Here is a 17,669-nt window from a genome sequence, read left to right as displayed (position 1 = left end):
GACAAAGTGGAGCCGGCTCCGGGGAGCCGCTCCACTTTTTTACCGGTGATGAATCGGTGTTGCGTCGGTAGTGCTCAGTACGAGTAGATGCTGGTGCCACTCGCGCCGACGGCCGTGTAAGTGGCGTTGGCGCGGGTGATGCCGTACATGGTGGCACCCGGCGTCGGCTTGGTGGTCGGGGCCACCCAGGTGTTGATGGCGGTGGCGATGTAGATCGCATTGCTGGCGCCCACGGCGGCGAAGCGACCGTCGGCGGATGCGGCCACGGCGTAAAGCGGTGAGCTGCCCACGTCAGCCTGCTGCGTAAAGGTGCTGCCGTCGCTGCTGGTGACGATGGCACCGCCCGTGGCGCCAGTGCCCACCGCCGCGAAGTAGTAGGTAGTGACGCTGTTGGTGGTGACGGCGACAGTATCGACGCTGCGCAGATCGGTGCAGCCGGCGCCGCTGAGGGTGACGGCCTGGGTGGTCCAGGTGCTGCCGTCGGTGCTGGTGAGCATCGTGCAGTTGGCGCCCACGGCAATCCACTGGCCCTTGACGGAATAGGTCACACCGTAGAGGTTGGGCGTGCTGGCCGGCACAGCGGCGGCGGGGGTCCAGCTCTGGCCGTCGGTGGAGTACACGATGCGGCCGTTGTCGCCCACGGCCACCACGGTGGCGCCGTTGCTGGCCAGCGCGTTGAGGTTGGCGGTGCCCGAATCACTGATGGTGCCGGCGGTCCAGGTGCCCGGGGTGGTGGAGTACCAGGTCTTGCCGCCGGAACCGACGGAGACGAACTTGCTCAGGGTGTAGACCACGCCGTTGAGCTGGCCGCCGAGGGTGGTCTTGGCTGTCCAGGTGAGGGCGCTGGTGCTGGTGTAGGCCGGGGCGGAATACACCACGCCACCGTCGCCCACAGCGACGTAAACGGAGGTGGAGTCGTTGCTGTCGGTGCCCAGGGCCACGCTGCGCATGGTCGGGCTGCCGCTGAAGGTGCCGCCGGTCAGCCAGCTGTCGCCGGACGCGCGCGGGGTGGCTGACAGCGTGGCGGAGAGCGGACCGCCCTTGCCGCCGTTGTCGCGCCCGTTCATCGCGAAGTAATAGGTGGTGCCGTTGGTCAGGCTGGTGACGACCATGGGCGGGCGGATGCCCTTGTCGTTGTTGTAGCCGACCCTGGACTGTGCGCTGGTGAGCTTGCTCCACTGCTCGACGGTCGAGAAGCTGACGCTCGGGGCGTAGTAGAGCCAGTATTGGTAGGCCGTGTTGTCGTCCCAGGTGACGGTCGCCTGACCATCACCCGCCACGACGGCGAAATTGGATGGTGCCGGGGTGGAGCTGCTGCTGTCGCCACCACCGCCACCGCAGGCGGACAGCATGAGGGCGGCGAGGGCGCCGGCGATCAGGGTGGCAGGGGCGATGCGGAGGCGGGACACAGACATGGGTTTGGCCATCGATGAACGAATCGAGCCGGAATTCTACATCACCATCGCCGTCCGGCTTCCCTCCCGTGCGCCGGGCGGGGCGAAACGGTAGCCGTGCGGGCGATGGTCGATGTTCAGGCGGGCGTCACCCCGGTGAGCTCCTTGAGCAGGATTTCCTGTGCCGCGCGGCGGGTGGTGCGGGGATTCTTGCGGCGATAGTGGTTGTCACCGTCGAGTTCCCACGCCTGGCAGTTGTCGCCCAGGTAGGGACGCAGGCCTTCCTTCATTACACGCCGTTTCACTTTCGGGTCGAGGATCGGGAAGGCGACCTCGATGCGCTTGAAGAAGTTGCGCTCCATCCAGTCGGCGCTGGACAGGTAGAGCTTTTCGGCGCCGTCGGCCTGGAAATAGAAGATGCGGTGGTGCTCCAGGAAACGGCCGACCACCGAGCGCACCTTGATGTTCTCGGACAGCCCCGGCACGCCCGGCTTGAGGGCGCACACGCTGCGGGCGATCACGCTGACCTCGACGCCGGCCTGGGAGGCTTCGTACAGGGCTTCGATGGTTTCCGGTTCGAGCAGGGCGTTGACCTTGACGATGATCCGCCCCTTGCGGCCGGCGCGGGCGATCTCGGCTTCCTCGCGGATCGCCGCCACCACATTGGGCTGCAGGGTGAAGGGTGCCTGCCACAGGTGGCGCAGCTTGCCGGCCTGGCCTAGCCCGGTGAGCTGCTTGAAGACCTCGGCCACGTCGGCGCCGATCTCGTCGTTGGCGGTGAGGAGGCCGAAGTCGGTGTAGAAGCGGGTGGTGCGCGGGTGATAGTTGCCGGTGCCCAGGTGGGCGTAGCGGCGCAGGTTGCCGTTCTCGCGGCGGACCACCAGCAGCAGCTTGGCGTGGGTCTTGTAGCCGAACACGCCATACACCACGTGGGCGCCGACTTCCTCGAGGCGGGCGGCCCAGCTGATGTTGGCTTCCTCGTCGAAGCGCGCCATCAGCTCGAGCACCACGGTGACTTCCTTGCCCTTCTGGGCGGCGCGGATGAGGTGTTCCATCAGCACCGAATCGGTGCCGGTGCGATAGACGGTCATCTTCACCGACACCACGGCCGGGTCGTCGGCGACGGCCTTCAGCATCTCGATCACCGGCTCGAAGCTCTGGAAGGGGTGGTGCAGCAGGATGTCGTGGCGGCGGATGGCGGCGAAGATGTTCTCGCGCTTGTCCAGCCCCCGCGGCCGGGCCGGCAGGAAGGGGCGGTACTTGAGATCGGGCCGGTCCACCCAGTCGGGCACCTGGTTGAGGCGCACCGGATTGACCATGCCGGGCACCCGATACACGTCGGAGGGGTCGAGCCCGAACTGCTTCATCAGGAAGGTGGCCATGGCCTCGGAGCAGTTGTCGGCCAGTTCGAGCCGCACCGCGTCGCCAAAGTGGCGCTGCTGGAGTTCGCCCTTGAGGGTGGCGCGCAGATCCTTCACTTCCTCTTCATCGACGAACATGTCGGAGTTGCGGGTGACCCGGAACTGGTAGCAGCCGAGCACGTTCATCCCCTCGAAGAGCTCGCCCACGTGGGCGTGGAGCAGCGACGACAGGAACACGAAGCCGTAATCGACGCCGGTGAGCTCCTTCGGGAGGTGGATGACCCGCGGCAAGGCGCGGGGCGCCTGGACGATGGCGGCGCCGGAATTGCGCCCGAAGGCGTCGCGGCCTTCGAGTTCGACCGCGAAGTTGAGGCTCTTGTTGAGCACCCGCGGGAAGGGATGCGCCGGATCGAGCCCGATGGGCGTGAGGATGGGCATCACCTCGCGCATGAAGTATTCGCGGGCCCACAGGTGCTGGGCGTCGGTCCATACGCTGCGGCGCAGGAAGACGATGCCTTCGGCGGCCAGCGCCGGCAGGATCACGTCGTTGAGCAGGGTGTATTGCTCGCTGATGAGGCCGTGGACTTCCCGGCTGATGCGGGCGTGGAGGATGGCGGGGGTGAGCCCGTCGGTGGTGAGCGCCACGCTGCCCAGCCGCAGTTGTTCCTTCACACCGGCGACACGCACCTCGAAGAATTCGTCCAGGTTGCTCGACACGATGCACAGGAAGCGCAGCCGCTCCAGCAGGGGCACCGAAGGATCGGCCGCCTGGGCGAGGACGCGACGCTGGAACTGGAGCAGGGATAACTCGCGGTTGGTGAAATGGTCGTGGCGGAAATGGCGGTCGGGGGCGTTTAGACGCATGGGCTCTCCTGTCGAATCGTCCGATTGAATGCCAAGTATGTGACGATTTTGTTACCGCATCATGAAGCTTCGCAATACCCGACATTGTGTCGACGGCGCGCAGATGCGCCGCACGCGGGTGCTAGAATCCCCGGCTTCCGCGCCACGGGGCGCAGCTCGTGCCTGCTTCATGAATCGTGAATTGATCGCCGCCATCGATCTGGGTTCCAACAGCTTCCGCCTGCAGATCGGGCGGATTGTGAATGACCAGATCTATCCCCTCGATGGCATCAAGGAGTCGGTGCGCCTCGCCGCCGGCCTGTCGTCCGACCGCATGCTCGACGCCGCCGCGCAGTTTCGTGGCATCAGCGCGCTGCGCTGTTTCAACGAGCGCATCCGCGATTACCCGCCCGAGGCCGTCCGTGCCGTGGGCACCAACACCCTGCGCGTCGCCAAGAACGCGTCGCACTTCCTCGTCCAGGCCGAGGCTGCGCTGGGTTTTCCCATCGAAGTCATCGCCGGCCGTGAAGAGGCGCGGCTGATCTACGTCGGCGTCGCCCACACCCTGCCCAACCCCCACAAGCAGCAGCTGGTGGTGGATATCGGCGGCGGCTCGACCGAGTTCGTGATCGGCAAGAGCTTCGAGCCCATCGCGCTGGAATCCCTCTACATGGGCTGCGTGAGCTACTCGCTGCGCTTCTTCCCGGATGGCCGCATCGACAAGCGCGGTCTGCGCGATGCCGAACTCACCGCGCAAAAGGAAATCCAGACCATCTCCCACGCCTACCGCGAAGTGGGCTGGGAGGAGGCGGTGGGGTCGAGCGGCTCGGCCAAGGCGCTGGTGGATATCCTCGAACTCAACGGCTTTTCGGATGGTGGCATCACCCGCGTGGGGCTCGAACGCCTGCGCGCGGCGATGCTGAAGGCCGGCAGCATCGACAACCTGCAACTGGAGGGCCTCCGCCCCGATCGCCTGCCGGTGCTCACCGGTGGGTTTGCGATCATGTGGGCGGTGTTCCAGGAGTTCGGCCTCGAGCGCATGGCCTTCTCGGAAGGCGCGCTGCGCCTGGGCGTGCTCTACGATCTGCTCGGCCGCTACCACCACCATGATCTGCGCGACGCCACCGTGTCGGCCTTCGTCGAGCGTTACGGCGTCGATCTGCCCCACGCGCGGCAGGTCACCGAAACCGCTCGGGCCTTCCTGCTGCAGCTCGAACCCGGCGCGGCGGATGAAGAAAACGTGGATCGGCGCTTCCTCGAATGGGCCGCGATGCTCCACGAGGTCGGCGTCTCGGTGGCCCATTCCAGCTACCACAAGCACAGCGCCTACATCCTCGGCAACGCCGACATGCCGGGCTTTTCGCGGATGGATCAGGGCCGGCTGGCGCGCATGGTGCTCGCCCATCGGGGCAAGCTGTCGCGGGTCAGTTCGCTTGGCCCCGATAGCCCGGAATGGCGGCTGATCCTGTGCCTGCGCCTGTCGGCGGTGGTGCATCGGGCCCGCGACGGGCGTGGCGTGCCGCCTCTGCGGCTGAAGCGCGACGGCCGTGGCTACGTGCTGATCGCCGACAGCGAATGGCTGCGCAACCTGCCGCTCACCGCCGCCGTGCTCGACGAGGAAGAACGCCAGTGGCAGGCCATCGGCTTGCCCCTCAAGGTGCGCGTGGAGCGTGCCCCGGCCCGCAACCTGGCGGGCGCCTGACCGCCCGGCCGATGGCCCCCGACGCCCGACCGCAACCGGCGATCCGCAGCGATGGCGCGGCGGTCGCGCTGTCGGGCGACTGGACCTTGCGCCTGCTCTCGCCGCAGCTGGCGGATTTCCGCAAGCAGCTTGACGAAACCCCCGATTCCGCCGGCTGGGATCTCACCGGCGTGACCCGCCTCGACAGCTTCGGCGCGCTACTCCTGTGGCGTCGCTGGGGGCGTAGGCGTCCTGCGCAGCTGGTGTTGCCAGTCGAGCTCGAAGGCATCTTCGGGCGCATCGACGCGCTGGGCGAGGTCAGCGTGCCGGTCGAGCCGCCTTACCGTTTTCTCGACGCCACCGCCCACCTGGGTCGGATGCTCATCGGCTTCGGCCATCATCTGCTCAACTTTGTGGCGTTGGTCGGCCAGCTGTGCCTCGACCTGTTCTACCTGATACGCCGACGCGGTCAGTGGCCGCTCAGGGAGATGTCGGCCAACTTCTACAAGGTCGGTGTCAAGGCCATGCCGGTGACGGCGCTGGTGGGTTTTCTCATCGGCGTGGTGATGTCCTACCTCTCGGCGCTGCAGCTGCGGGCTTTTGGCGCGGACGTGTTCATCGTCAACATCCTGGGCCTCGGTATCATCCGCGAGCTCGGGCCGGTGCTGGTATCGGTGCTGGTGGCGGGGCGTTCGGGTTCCGCGATGACCGCCCAGCTGGGCGTGATGCGGGTCACCGAGGAAGTGGACGCCCTCACCACGATGGGCATCTCGCGTTATGTGCGGCTGGTGCTGCCCAAGGTGGTGGCGCTGGCGCTGGCGATGCCGCTGCTCACCCTGTGGGGCTCGGCGGTGGCGGTCTTTGGCGGCATGGTGTCGGCCAACCTGCAGCTGGACATGAGCTACGAATTCTTCCTCAACACGCTGCCCCGGGCCGTGCCGATGGCCAATCTGGTGATCGGGCTGGGTAAGGGCGTGGTGTTCGGCCTGCTCATCGCGCTGGTCGCCTGCCATTTCGGGCTGCGGGTCAAGCCCAACACCGAGAGCCTGTCCGTCAACACCACGGCATCGGTGGTCACGTCGATCACCGTGGTGATTCTGGTGGATGCGGTTTTCGCCATCGCCACCCGCAACATCGGGTTGCCGTTCCGATGAGCAGCGCGACCACGTTTCCCGTCGAGCTGAGGGGGCTGTCCACCCGCTTCGGCGACACCTGGGTGCATCGTCAGATCGACCTGGCCGTGCCGGCGGGCGAGGTGGTGGCGCTGGTGGGCGGCTCGGGCAGCGGCAAGACGACCCTGCTGCGCCAGATGGTCGGGCTGCTGCAGCCGGCCGAAGGCGAGGTGCGGCTGTTTGGCGAGCCGCTGTCAGCCGGCAGCCGCGACGCCCAGCTCGCCCGTCGCCGGCGCTTCGGGATGCTGTTCCAGCAAGGCGCGCTGTTCTCGGCGCTCAACGTGTTTGCCAACGTGGCCTTCCCACTGCGCGAGGCGGGCATCGATGATGATGAATTGGTCAACCATCTTGTCCTTTTGAAGCTGGCGATGGTCGAACTCGGCCCCGAGGTGGCGCTGCGCATGCCGGCCGAGCTTTCCGGCGGAATGGTCAAGCGCGTGGCTCTGGCCCGGGCGCTGGCGCTGGAGCCGGAACTGCTGCTCCTCGACGAGCCGACCGCGGGCCTCGACCCGGACCGCAGCGCCGGTTTTGTGCGTCTGATCCGCGCGCTGCACCGGGCGCTGGGCCTCACCGTGGTGCTCGTGACCCACGATCTGGACACCCTGGCGGCGCTGGCGACCCGCGTGGCCGTGCTATCCGATGGGCGTATACTCGCCAACGGCCCCCTCGACGAGATCATGACGGTGCAGGATCCATTCATCGAACGCTTTTTCCACAGTCAGCGCAGCCAGGCCGCGCTCGCCCGCGGACGGGCCGAAGCCTGATGGAAAGCCGTTCCCACGCCATCGCGGCCGGGCTGTTCGCGATCATCCTGAGCTGCGCACTGGTGGGCGCCCTGTGGTGGTTCTCGGACCGCCGCGACGCCACCCGCGACGTGCTGCTGGTGAGTTCCGGCAGCGTCAACGGGCTCAATGTGCAGGCCACCGTGCGCTACCGAGGCATCGTTGCCGGCAAGGTGGCGGCCATCAACCTCGATCCGGCCGACCCGCGCAACGTATTGGTCACCGCCCGCATCCGCACCGATCTGCCGATCACTCGTGCTACCCGGGCGCGCCTCGCCAATCAGGGGGTGACCGGGCTGGCCTTCATCGCGCTGGATGACGCGGGCGACGACCCCGTGCCGCTGCTGGGCGAGGGCGGTGGGCCGCCGCGCCTCAAGCTTGCCCCGGGGCTGGTGGATGAGGTGGCCGATGCGTCGGTCCAGACCCTGCGCCAGGTGCGCGAGCTCACCCAGCGACTGTCGGCGCTGGCCGCGCCCGAGAACCTTGCCCGCATCGAGCGCACCCTGGCCCATCTGGAATCCTCCAGCCAGGGGCTCGACCGCACCTTGAAGGAGGTTCCGCAGACGCTGGCCGCCGTGCGTCAGGTGGTCAGCAAGGAAAACCTCGGCCGCATCGGGCGGTCGCTGGACAACCTGGAACGCCTCAGCGCAGACGCCGTGCCGCTGGCCCGCGACGGCCGCAATCTGGTCGCCCGACTGCAGACCGTGAGCGACCGTATCGACGGGCTGGTCGGGACCACCGGCGAGGGGCTTGCCACCAGCACGCTGCCGCGCCTCAACGTGCTGCTGCAGGAACTCACCACCACATCCCGGCAGCTCTCCGATCTGCTCGACGAGATCGACGAGACCCCGCAGCTGCTCCTCCTCGGCCGCCGCCGTCCGCCTCCCGGGCCGGGCGAGGCCGGATTCGGCGCTCCCGCGGGCAGCCACTGAGCCCCCAATTCAACCGGAACCGGCCCATGCAGCTCCTGCCTCTCATCCGCCTGTCCCTCGCCGCCGCAGCGTTGCTGCTTGCTGCCTGCAACAGTGTGCCCAAGGCGGCCCCGGGTTATGCGGTGCACGATTTCGGCCCCCTCGACGGCCCGCCGCCGCGAATGCTGGCTTTTCCGATCCGCAGCACCGAGGTCGTCCCAGCGCCGTGGCTTGCCTCGACGGCGATGCATTACCGGCTCCTGTATGCCCAGCCGACGCGTCGCCAGGTGTTCGTCGAGAACCGCTGGGCCGCCCATCCGGGGCAGTTGCTTGAGCTCGCCCTCAAGCGCAGCATGAAGGGTGACCTGCCGCCCGCGGGCGCGACAGGCTGCAGGCTGCGGGTCGATCTGGACGAGTTCGCCCAGGTCTTCGAATCGGAAGGTGTGAGCCGTGGCGTGATCGAACTGCGCGCCGCGCTGCTGGCGCCCCGTAGCGACCAGTCGATCGCAGCGCGCAGCTTCAGCGCCAGCGTGCCGGCACCTTCGGCCAACGCCGTTGGCGGCGTGCTCGCCCTGCGCGACGGCGTTGCCCGCGTTAACCATGAACTGCTGGATTGGCTCGAATCCCTCGACACCGATCCGGCCCACCGCGTGCGCGCCCGCTGCGGCGCGTGACGCAGCCACGACCGGCCGACACGTGCCGGCGCTTTCATAACCAGGAGGAGAACTCATGAACGCAGTCGTCCAGCCCAACACCGAACCCATGCTGCTTCGCCAGGACGCCGACGGCGTCGCCACCATCACGCTCAACCGCCCGGGCCAGTTCAACGCGCTGTCCCAGTCCATGCTCGAAGCCCTGCTGGCCGAGCTCGAAGCCGTCGCCGCCGACAAATCCGTGCGCGTGGTGGTGCTCGCCGGTGCCGGCAAGGCCTTCTGCGCCGGCCATGATCTGAAGGAGATGCGCGGCAATTACACCAAGAGCTTCCAGCAGGCGCTGTTCCGCCTGTGCGGCAAGGTGATGATGCAGATCGTGAACATGCCCCAGCCGGTCATCGCGCGCATCCACGGCATCGCCACCGCGGCGGGTTGTCAGCTGGTGTCCATGTGCGATCTGGCGGTGGCGTCGGATGTCGCGCGCTTTGCCGTGTCGGGCATCAACGTGGGCCTTTTCTGCGCCACCCCCAGCGTCGGGCTGTCCCGCAACATGGGCCGCAAGCAGGCTTTCGAGATGCTCGTCACCGGCGATTTCATCGACGCCGCCGAGGCGAAGCAGCGTGGTCTGGTCAATCGCGTGGTGCCGCTCGAATCGCTGGACGAAGAAGTTGCCAAACTCGCCGCGTCGATCTGCGCCAAGTCGCCGGCGGCGATCTCCATGGGCAAGCAGATGTTCTATTCGCAGCTCGAGATGGGCCTTGACGCCGCCTACCAGCAGGCCGCCGAAGTCATGGCCTGCAACATGATGTGCGAGGACGCCGCCGAAGGCATCGACGCCTTCATGGCCAAGCGCAAGCCGGTCTGGACCGGCAAGTAAGCTGGAGCCTTCCGGGTGCTGATCGATACCCACTGCCATCTGGATGCCGCCGAGTTCGACGCCGACCGGCCTGGCATCCTGGCGGCAGCCCGTGCCGCGGGCGTCGGCGGTTTTCTGGTGCCGGCGGTCGGCGCGACGGATTTCGATGCCGTGGCGGCCCTGTCACGGGCCAACCCGGACTGCCGCCACGCCTTCGGCATCCACCCGATGTACGTCGGCCAGGCCGGGCCGGACGATCTCGATCGCCTGCGCGAAAGGCTCGCCGAAGGCTCGGCGGTGGCTGTGGGAGAGATCGGGCTCGACGGTTTCGTGCCGGACGGCGACCTGCCGCTGCAGATGCGCTATTTCGAGGCGCAGCTTAGGCTCGCCCGGGATTTCGATCTGCCGGTGGTGCTTCACATCCGCCGCGCCCAGGACGAGATCCTCAAGTTTCTGAGGCGGATCCCGGTGCCGGGTGGCATCGCCCACGCATTCAACGGCAGCCGTCAGCAGGCCGATGCCTTCATCAAGCTGGGCTTTCGGCTGGGGTTTGGCGGCGCGATGACTTACCCCGGGTCAAGGCGCATCCGCGAGCTGGCGGCGACACTGCAGCTCGAATCCATCGTGCTGGAAACCGACGCGCCCGACATCCCGCCCGTGTGGTGCGGCGGCGGGCGCAACGATCCGGGCAACCTGGCGCGCTTTGCCCACGAACTGGCAGCGCTACGGGACATGCCGGTGGAGGCGTTGATCGCCGCGACGGGCGTCAATGCGGTGGCGGCGATCCCGGGGCTGGCAACCCTCAGGCCGGCGGGGTAGGCGTCCGGCTGCGTGCGATGATGTGGCGGATCTCCGTCTTCATCTCTTCGACATTGCCGTCGAAGTTGCCACAATTCATCATCGACACCCCGAACACGTAGGCGTACAGCAACACGCTGCGGGTCGAGGCTTCGTTTTTCGGCAGACCGCAGGCGATGAACAGATCCCGGGCGCAGTTGAGGCGGGCGGTGTCCACTGCCTCGACGATCTTCTGGGCGGCCGGATCACGACGGGCCCAGTCGCGCATCGCTAGCTCGATGAGGATGCCCTTGTTGTTGCGGCTGGCGCTGTAGACGTCGATGACGTGGTAGAGCTGGGCTTCCTCGCGGCCGGGTTCCGGGCGCGTCTGCTTGACGATGTCGCGGATGCGGCCTTCCTTCCAGGTCTCGAGCACGGCGTCGAGGAGATCCTGCCGATCCTTGAAATGCCAGTAGAAACTGCCCTTGGTGACGTGCAGGCGTTTGGCCAGGATTTCCACACGGATGCTTCCCGCGCCCTCGTCGGCAAGGGTGTCGAGGGCGGCGTGAATCCAGGTGGTGCGGTCGAGTTGGGCGCGGGGAGGCTTATCCATACGCAGTAGTATTGACGCTTATTGCTCCATACGCTACCGTACGGAAAGTGACAAGGCAAGGCTTGCTGTGAGAAGCTAGCCTGCTTGACGCCGTGACGGTGCGCGCAAATGCGCTGCAGTGTCGGCAAGGCGAAAAAAGAGGCTGTCGGCCCGTGGCGGGATGGAACTCCCGGCGCGCTGGCATGCCGAAAATGGTGGAGAACGTCTCATATGGAAGGAGCGCAGCATTGAAGATTCTGGTTCCCGTTAAACGCGTGGTCGACTACAACGTCAAGGTGCGCGTGAAGAGCGACGGTTCCGGCGTGGATATCGCCAACGTCAAGATGTCCATGAACCCCTTCGACGAGATCGCTGTTGAAGAAGCCGTGCGCCTGAAGGAAGCCGGTGTCGCGACCGAAGTCGTCGCGGTGTCGTGCGGCGTGGGCGCCTGCCAGGAAACCCTGCGTACCGCGATGGCCATCGGCGCCGACCGGGGCATCCTCGTCGAAACCGACGTGGAACTCCAGCCCCTCGCCGTGGCCAAGCTGCTCAAGGCCCTGTGCGACAAGGAACAACCCCAGGTGGTGATCTGCGGCAAGCAGGCCATCGACGACGACGCCAACCAGACCGGTCAGATGCTCTCCGCGCTGATGGGCTGGCCCCAGGCCACCTTCGCCTCAAAAGTGGCGGTGAGCAGCGGCAAGGCAACCGTCACCCGTGAAATCGACGGCGGCCTCGAGACCCTCGAGATCGCCCTGCCGGCAGTGGTGACCACCGACCTGCGCCTGAACGAGCCGCGTTACGCGACGCTGCCCAACATCATGAAGGCCAAGAAGAAGCCGCTGGAAACCGTCAAGCCGGCCGATCTGGGCGTTGATGTGACACCGCGTCTCACGACCCTCAAGGTCGTCGAGCCGGCCAAGCGCAGCGCTGGCGTGATGGTGGCTGACGTGGCTCAGCTGGTCGAAAAACTCAAGAACGAAGCGAAGGTGCTGTGATGACGGTTCTGGTTGTTGCCGAACACGATAACGCGTCCCTGAAGGCCGCGACGCTCAACACGATTGCCGCCGCTGCCAAGCTGGGTGGCGATCTGGCTGTGCTGGTTGCCGGTTCCGGCGCCGGTGCTGCCGCCGAAGCCGCTGCCAAGGTGGCCGGCGTCGCCAAGGTGCTGGTGGCCGATTCGGCCGCCTTCGCCGACCAGTCCGCCGAGAACCTCGCCGCCCAGATCGTCGCCGTCGTCAATGCGGCCGGTGGCGCGATCAGCCACGTGCTGGCCCCGGCCACCACCTTCGGCAAGAACGTGCTGCCCCGCGTGGCTGCGCTGCTGGATGTGGCCCAGATTTCCGACATCGTCGGCATCGAATCCGCCGATACCTTCGTGCGTCCGATCTACGCCGGCAACGCGCTGGCCACGGTCAAGTCCGCCGACGCGGTCAAGATCATCACCGTGCGTACCACCGCCTTCGAAGCGGCGGGTGAGGGCGGTTCCGGCGCTGTCGAACAAGTTGCCGCGGTGGCGGATGCCGGCCTAAGCAAGCTGGTTGGCCGCGAGCTCACCAAGTCTGCCCGTCCTGAGCTTGGCGCTGCCAAGATCATCGTCTCCGGCGGTCGCGGCATGGGCAGCAGCGAGAACTACCACAAGGTGCTCGAGCCCCTCGCCGACAAGCTGGGTGCCGCCCTTGGTGCCAGCCGTGCGGCCGTCGATGCGGGCTACGTCCCGAACGACTACCAGGTTGGTCAGACCGGCAAGATCGTCGCGCCGCAGCTGTACGTGGCGGTCGGCATTTCCGGTGCCATCCAGCATCTGGCCGGCATGAAGGATTCCAAGGTGATCGTTGCGATCAACAAGGATCCGGAAGCGCCGATCTTCCAGGTGGCCGACTATGGCCTCGTTGCCGACTTGTTCGACGCGGTTCCGCAGCTGGTCTCCGCAGTCTGACAAGCCCCCGTCGGGATCGCTTGAATGAACTTCGCGCCCGACCTCTTCTCGACAGCATGGCACGTGGGTGCCATCTGCTGCGGGGCGGGGGTCGGAGCGTGGATTTATCGGACGGCCCCGTGGCGGCGCCTGCTCGATGGGCATCAGCTCAATGCGCTGCTGGGCGCCGCCGTGATTCTTACCCTGCTGTGGAGCATGAACGCCGGCGTCAAGCCCGGGCTCAATCTCCATCTGCTCGGGGCCATGGCCAGCACGCTGATCTTCGGGCCACAGCTGGCCCTGGTGGTGGTGGCGCTGGCCCTGCTGGGGATCACCATCAATGGCAGCGCCGAATGGGCGGCCTATCCTCTCAACCTGCTGGTGATGGGCATCGTGCCGGTGCTGGCGGGGCGGTTTTATTTCCGCCTCGTGGAGCGCTGGCTGCCCAAGCATTTCTTTGTCTATATCTTCATCAATGCCTTCATCGGCGCTGCGGCGGTGGTTCTCGTCCAGGGCACCGTGGCATCGGTGATGCTCTTTGCTGCCGGCGCTTACCCGGCGGACCTGCTGTTGTCCGAGTACCTGCCCTTCTTTCTGCTGCTTGGCTTCGCCGAGGCCTGGCTGTCGGGCATGGCGCTCACATTGCTGGTGGTTTACCGCCCGGAATGGGTCGCGAGTTTTGATGACCGCAGTTATTTGAATCAGTAAGCCGGCCCCGCCAGGTCGTAAATCCAAAACAACTAGAGTGGAGAAAAAATACGATGAGCAGTTACAACGCCCCTATCCGTGACATGCAGTTCGTGATGCGCGAACTGGCTGATCTCGAAGCCGTCGCCGCCCTGCCTGGCTGTGAGGATGCCTCCCCCGACGTGGTGGACGCGATCCTCGAAGAGGCCGGCAAGTTCGCCAACGGCGTGCTGGCTCCCCTCAACCGTGCCGGTGACACCATCGGCGCCAAGTGGGACAACGGTGTCGTGACGACCGTGCCCGGCTGGAAGGACGCCTACACGCAGTTCGCCGAAGCCGGCTGGACCGCGTTGGCCTGCGAACCTGAATTCGGCGGCCAGGGCCTGCCGAAGCTGGTCTCCACCGCGGTGATGGAAATGTGGAAGTCGGCCAACATGGCCTTCTCCCTGTGCCCGATGCTGACCACCGGCGCGATCGAAGCGATCTCCCTGTGCGGCACCGATGCCCAGAAAGCCGACTACCTGCCCAAGATGGTGAGCGGCGAATGGACCGGCACCATGAACCTCACGGAGCCCCAGGCCGGTTCCGACCTCGCCGCCGTGCGCAGCCGCGCCGTGCCGCAGGGTGATGGCACCTACAAGATCTTCGGCCAGAAGATCTTCATCACCTACGGCGAGCACGACATGACCGACAACATCATTCATTTGGTGTTGGCCCGTCTGCCGGATGCGCCGGAGGGCGTGAAGGGCATCTCGCTGTTCGTGGTGCCCAAGTTCCTGCTCAACGCCGACGGCACCCCGGGCGAGCGCAACGATGTGCATTGCGTGTCCATCGAACACAAGCTCGGCATCCACGGCAGCCCGACGGCGGTGCTGGCCTTCGGCGATAACGGCGGCGCCATCGGTACGCTGGTCGGCGAAGCCAACCGGGGTCTCGAGTACATGTTCGTGATGATGAACGAAGCCCGCTTTGCAGTCGGCATGGAAGGCTTGGCCCTCTCCGAGCGCGCCTACCAGCAGGCGCTGGCCTACGCCAAGGATCGTGTCCAGGGCACCGAAGCCGGCGTTCGTGGCGGCCCGAAGGTTAGCATCCTGCATCACGCCGACGTGCGTCGTCTGCTGATGAACATGAAGTCCACCACCGAAGCCATGCGCGCGCTGGCCTACGTGGTCGGCGCCGCCACCGACATGGCCCATTACCACGCCGACGAAGCCGTGCGTGCCCGCAGCCAGGCTTTTGTTGATCTGATGATCCCGGTGGTCAAGGGCTGGTGCACCGAAAACGCCAACCTCATCACCTCCGATGGTGTGCAGGTGCACGGTGGTATGGGCTTCATCGAGGAAACCGGCGCCGCCCAGCACTACCGTGACGCCCGCATCACCGCGATTTACGAAGGCACCACCGCCATTCAGGCCAATGACCTGATCGGCCGCAAGATCGCCCGCGAAGGTGGCCTGACCGCCAAGGCGCTGGTTGCCGAGATGCGCAAGGTCGAGGCCCAGCTGGCGGAAGCCGCAGGCGATGAGTTCGCCGCCATTCGTAAATCCCTGTCGGCCGGCGTGACCGCGGTCGAGGAGGCGGTGGAGTACATCGTTGCCACCTATGGCAAGGACATCAAGGCGGCCTCCGTCGGTTCTGTGCCCTTCCTGAAGCTCCTCGGCATCGTTGCCGGTGGCTGGCAGATGGCCCGTGCCGCGCTGGTTTCCGCCCGTCGCCTGTCCGAAGGCAGCGGCGATGCGTCGTTCTACAAGACCAAGATCACCACGGCGCGCTTCTACGCCGACCATGTCCTGTCGCAGGCTCCGGGCCTGGCCTATACGGTGGTCAATGGTGCTGCCGGTGCGCTGGATCTGGCGGAAGATCAGTTCTGATGCTGGGCTGATCGTCGGTTTTTGATCGCCAGAAAAAATGCCGTTCAGCGTAGGCTGAACGGCATTTTTATTTGGTCGCAGCGATTTCAAAGACTAGATTTGATCGAAGTTCTTGTCGTGGATCGCCGGGACATGCGTTTTAGGGCGGCTCATTTCGTTCGACCCTCCAATCGCCGGTCCAGCCGAGATTGCAGACGAAAACTACTTTCCAGCTTCCAGTTTCTCCACGACGAAAGAATCGATGATCCGATCGACCAGATTCTGGACTTTTACGTACTCGGCGTTTTGAGCGATTCGCGCCCCGTACATATGGCCGAACGCCAGGTAGAAGTAATAGTTCGAATCGCCTACCGGGAGCAGCCAGACGTCGTTTTCGTCCATGCCCGGTACGGTCGGGCTTCTCTCGCGCAGATGTACCCAGCGGTTACCGTTGCGCACCACGTATTCGGTGGGCTCCAGGAACGCTCTGAAATGTGTGCCTTCGGCAATCTTTCTTTCGTTGTAGTCGCGGGTCCATGTTTCCTTAGCCAAAATGAGATGCTCGATCGACTCGGCGCGCCGGTCCCGGATACCTAGCGTGACCGCACCCCCGGCGGTCCAGTCACCGCAGAATTTCCCGAAAGTCATGAAGTCATACCCAAAATAGGCGTTCCTGCGCTTGGTGCCGAGCAGTTGGAATGCTGCGGTTACGCCGGGGTGGGGCGGGGGATAGTCTCGCCGGTTCAGGATGTAACCCGGTACCGGTGGGTTCGGGGTATTTGCCTCGCCACTGGTATACGTCACCATTTCGAATCGGACATCGCTGGGCTCGGCACCGCTGTAGCATGCGCTGATATTGACTCCGTCCAGGTAGGCGTGGGAAACGCGGTACTCTTCGAACAGGTTGAGCTTGTAGTACTTGAGAGTCAATTCGCGTGGGGCGCGAGGTGATGATGGTAAGGGCTGATCAATCCGAGCGTGGGGTGACTTGATGGTGCAACCTGATGCTGCCGTGGTCAAGCTGCATGAGAGCAGCCATATCCATTTTCTTGAACTCATTTTGTCGACTCCCAGTCGCCGGCGTAACCGATCGAGTTGATCCTGGCGACGAATATTCGGAGGCGGATGGGAGTAGCGTTGACGAGCATGGCTGACGAAAGGCTAACCGATGGGGTTGACCAAGGCTTATTGAGCGACGGGCATTGGCTCCCGAATAGGTAATGGTGCAGGCTCTACCCGTTCGATCACGAATGGATCAGGGGCGCCGTCATCATTGATTTTTGCTACCCGGAGGGACGCGATCAGTTCCTCCAACAGTGCGTAAGAGCGCTTGATGGCTGCGGGATGGGTTGATGGGTTCGGGTTTGCGTTGTAATCGTAGGTGGGCAAGCCGAAACTAACTACCAGCATTCGATCTGGGCGAAGAATGGTTGTGTACACATAAAACTGACTGTAAGCCTCATTCATTGCTTGGTGAATCCAAATTCTGCCGTTAATGGTTATCGAATCAGGTTGAAGCACAATTCGATAGCCACGCCTGTTGTCAATCAAACTCTTATGAGCTGAGACTTCGATATCCTCTTGAGTTGGGATTCGTCTTTTTTGAACTTCACTAAAAACCTTGCGCATTCTTTCGGGTGTGGAAAGATTGTTTATGTTTTCTTTTGTGAGGACTTGATACGTGATTACCATGCCGGCCGTTTCGCACCCACCGAAAAGCCCTGGTGGGAAGATGCTTCGACACATGTGCCATCCGAGATCCGCTACTTTCAATTTTCCCTGCTCATTCTCGATTAGTCTTTCCATCGCTGGATCGGGCGTTCGAGTGTCGGTATAAGGCCAGATCCAGTTTCCCGGAACGGCCGGCTCACTTGGAACTTTCATGGTCAGAATGAACTCGTCAATCTCGATACGATAATGCTCGCCTGAATTCAAAACCTTTTCAGAGGCGATGCTCACGTGCGGGTAGGAGTAAGGTGGGGTCGTTTCTTCTAATCGGCGCATGGCGGCCATGTTATTCCGGTTGATGCCGTAACGCTTCATGTGAGCGTAGATCGCTTTTTCCTCTGCTTTGAATCGATTCAAACGCTCCCGCGCTTCCGAGTCCATCGCGGCGACGTGAAATGACGAAAAGCCGCTCAGGGCGCATAGCGAAAAGATCAGAGATTTGCGTGGCAGTTTTATCAACATTG

Annotated in this window: 16 protein-coding genes; 11 read left to right on the top strand and 5 right to left on the bottom strand. The window is 64.7% G+C overall.

Annotated elements, in window-relative coordinates; translation table 11 throughout:
* Positions 1-74: 74 nt before the first annotated feature.
* Both GH681_RS00530 and ppk1 read right to left on the bottom strand, forming a co-directional pair.
* Entirely contained in the window at positions 75-1,415 is a 1,341-nt protein-coding gene (locus GH681_RS00530) for a hypothetical protein (RefSeq protein WP_153159506.1), read from the bottom strand.
* 116 nt (positions 1,416-1,531) lie between these two features.
* A complete protein-coding gene (gene ppk1 / locus GH681_RS00525) occupies positions 1,532-3,619 on the bottom strand; it encodes a polyphosphate kinase 1 (RefSeq protein WP_153159505.1) in 2,088 nt (695 codons plus the stop codon).
* 169 nt (positions 3,620-3,788) lie between these two features.
* On the opposite strand from ppk1, the gene ppx reads away from it, so the two are divergent.
* Genes ppx through GH681_RS00490 form a run of 7 tightly spaced genes read left to right on the top strand, consistent with a single transcriptional unit; the run spans position 3,789 to position 10,472 of the window.
* Positions 3,789-5,300, top strand: coding sequence for an exopolyphosphatase (gene ppx / locus GH681_RS00520; protein ID WP_153159504.1), 1,512 nt, complete (start codon positions 3,789-3,791; stop codon positions 5,298-5,300).
* A gap of 11 nt (positions 5,301-5,311) precedes the next feature.
* Positions 5,312-6,433, top strand: coding sequence for an ABC transporter permease (locus GH681_RS00515; RefSeq protein ID WP_153159503.1), 1,122 nt, complete (start codon positions 5,312-5,314; stop codon positions 6,431-6,433).
* Positions 6,430-7,215: an ABC transporter ATP-binding protein gene (locus GH681_RS00510; RefSeq protein WP_153159502.1), complete on the top strand. Its 786-nt coding sequence runs from the start codon at positions 6,430-6,432 to the stop codon at positions 7,213-7,215. The genes GH681_RS00515 and GH681_RS00510 overlap by 4 nt, the downstream gene beginning before the upstream one ends.
* The gene (locus GH681_RS00505; protein WP_153159501.1) at positions 7,215-8,165 is read left to right on the top strand and encodes an MlaD family protein; all 951 of its coding nucleotides are present in this window, start codon (positions 7,215-7,217) and stop codon (positions 8,163-8,165) included. Before GH681_RS00510 ends, GH681_RS00505 begins: the two co-directional genes overlap by 1 nt.
* A 26-nt stretch (positions 8,166-8,191) precedes the next feature.
* A complete protein-coding gene (locus GH681_RS00500) occupies positions 8,192-8,818 on the top strand; it encodes an ABC-type transport auxiliary lipoprotein family protein (RefSeq protein ID WP_153159500.1) in 627 nt (208 codons plus the stop codon).
* Between the two features lie 55 nt (positions 8,819-8,873).
* Positions 8,874-9,674 (top strand): enoyl-CoA hydratase, encoded by an 801-nt coding sequence (locus tag GH681_RS00495; RefSeq protein ID WP_153159499.1) that lies wholly within the window; start codon positions 8,874-8,876, stop codon positions 9,672-9,674.
* Between the two features lie 15 nt (positions 9,675-9,689).
* Positions 9,690-10,472: a TatD family hydrolase gene (locus GH681_RS00490; protein ID WP_153159498.1), complete on the top strand. Its 783-nt coding sequence runs from the start codon at positions 9,690-9,692 to the stop codon at positions 10,470-10,472.
* Here GH681_RS00490 and GH681_RS00485 read toward each other — a convergent pair.
* Positions 10,456-11,043, bottom strand: coding sequence for a TetR/AcrR family transcriptional regulator (locus GH681_RS00485; RefSeq protein WP_153159497.1), 588 nt, complete (start codon positions 11,041-11,043; stop codon positions 10,456-10,458). The two genes, GH681_RS00490 and GH681_RS00485, sit on opposite strands and share 17 nt — an antisense overlap.
* 227 nt (positions 11,044-11,270) lie before the next feature.
* Between GH681_RS00485 and GH681_RS00480 the strand changes: the two genes are divergently transcribed.
* Genes GH681_RS00480 through GH681_RS00465 form a run of 4 tightly spaced genes read left to right on the top strand, consistent with a single transcriptional unit; the run spans position 11,271 to position 15,498 of the window.
* Positions 11,271-12,020 carry an electron transfer flavoprotein subunit beta/FixA family protein gene (locus GH681_RS00480; RefSeq protein ID WP_153159496.1) on the top strand — a complete coding sequence of 250 codons (750 nt, stop codon included), beginning with the start codon at positions 11,271-11,273 and terminating at the stop codon, positions 12,018-12,020.
* Positions 12,020-12,961, top strand: coding sequence for an electron transfer flavoprotein subunit alpha/FixB family protein (locus GH681_RS00475; RefSeq protein ID WP_153159495.1), 942 nt, complete (start codon positions 12,020-12,022; stop codon positions 12,959-12,961). The genes GH681_RS00480 and GH681_RS00475 overlap by 1 nt, the downstream gene beginning before the upstream one ends.
* Positions 12,962-12,985: 24 nt before the next feature.
* A complete protein-coding gene (locus GH681_RS00470; protein ID WP_153159494.1) occupies positions 12,986-13,648 on the top strand; it encodes an energy-coupling factor ABC transporter permease in 663 nt (220 codons plus the stop codon).
* Between the two features lie 53 nt (positions 13,649-13,701).
* The gene (locus tag GH681_RS00465) at positions 13,702-15,498 is read left to right on the top strand and encodes an acyl-CoA dehydrogenase (RefSeq protein ID WP_153159493.1); all 1,797 of its coding nucleotides are present in this window, start codon (positions 13,702-13,704) and stop codon (positions 15,496-15,498) included.
* Positions 15,499-15,699: 201 nt separating this feature from the next.
* On the opposite strand, the gene GH681_RS00460 is transcribed toward GH681_RS00465, so the two are convergent.
* Together GH681_RS00460 and GH681_RS00455 are read right to left on the bottom strand one after the other, a co-directional pair.
* Complete coding sequence (locus tag GH681_RS00460) at positions 15,700-16,536, bottom strand: DUF769 domain-containing protein (protein WP_153159492.1); 837 nt, start codon at positions 16,534-16,536, stop codon at positions 15,700-15,702.
* A 126-nt stretch (positions 16,537-16,662) separates the two neighbouring features.
* Positions 16,663-17,667: a hypothetical protein gene (locus GH681_RS00455; protein WP_153159491.1), complete on the bottom strand. Its 1,005-nt coding sequence runs from the start codon at positions 17,665-17,667 to the stop codon at positions 16,663-16,665.
* Positions 17,668-17,669 lie beyond the last annotated feature (2 nt).

This window comes from Zoogloea sp. 1C4 (genome assembly GCF_009469605.1).
Classification (GTDB): Bacteria; Pseudomonadota; Gammaproteobacteria; order Burkholderiales; family Rhodocyclaceae; genus Zoogloea; species Zoogloea oryzae.
The sequence above is the reverse complement of the archived record's forward strand: the minus strand, read 5'-3'. Positions and strand labels throughout refer to the sequence as shown.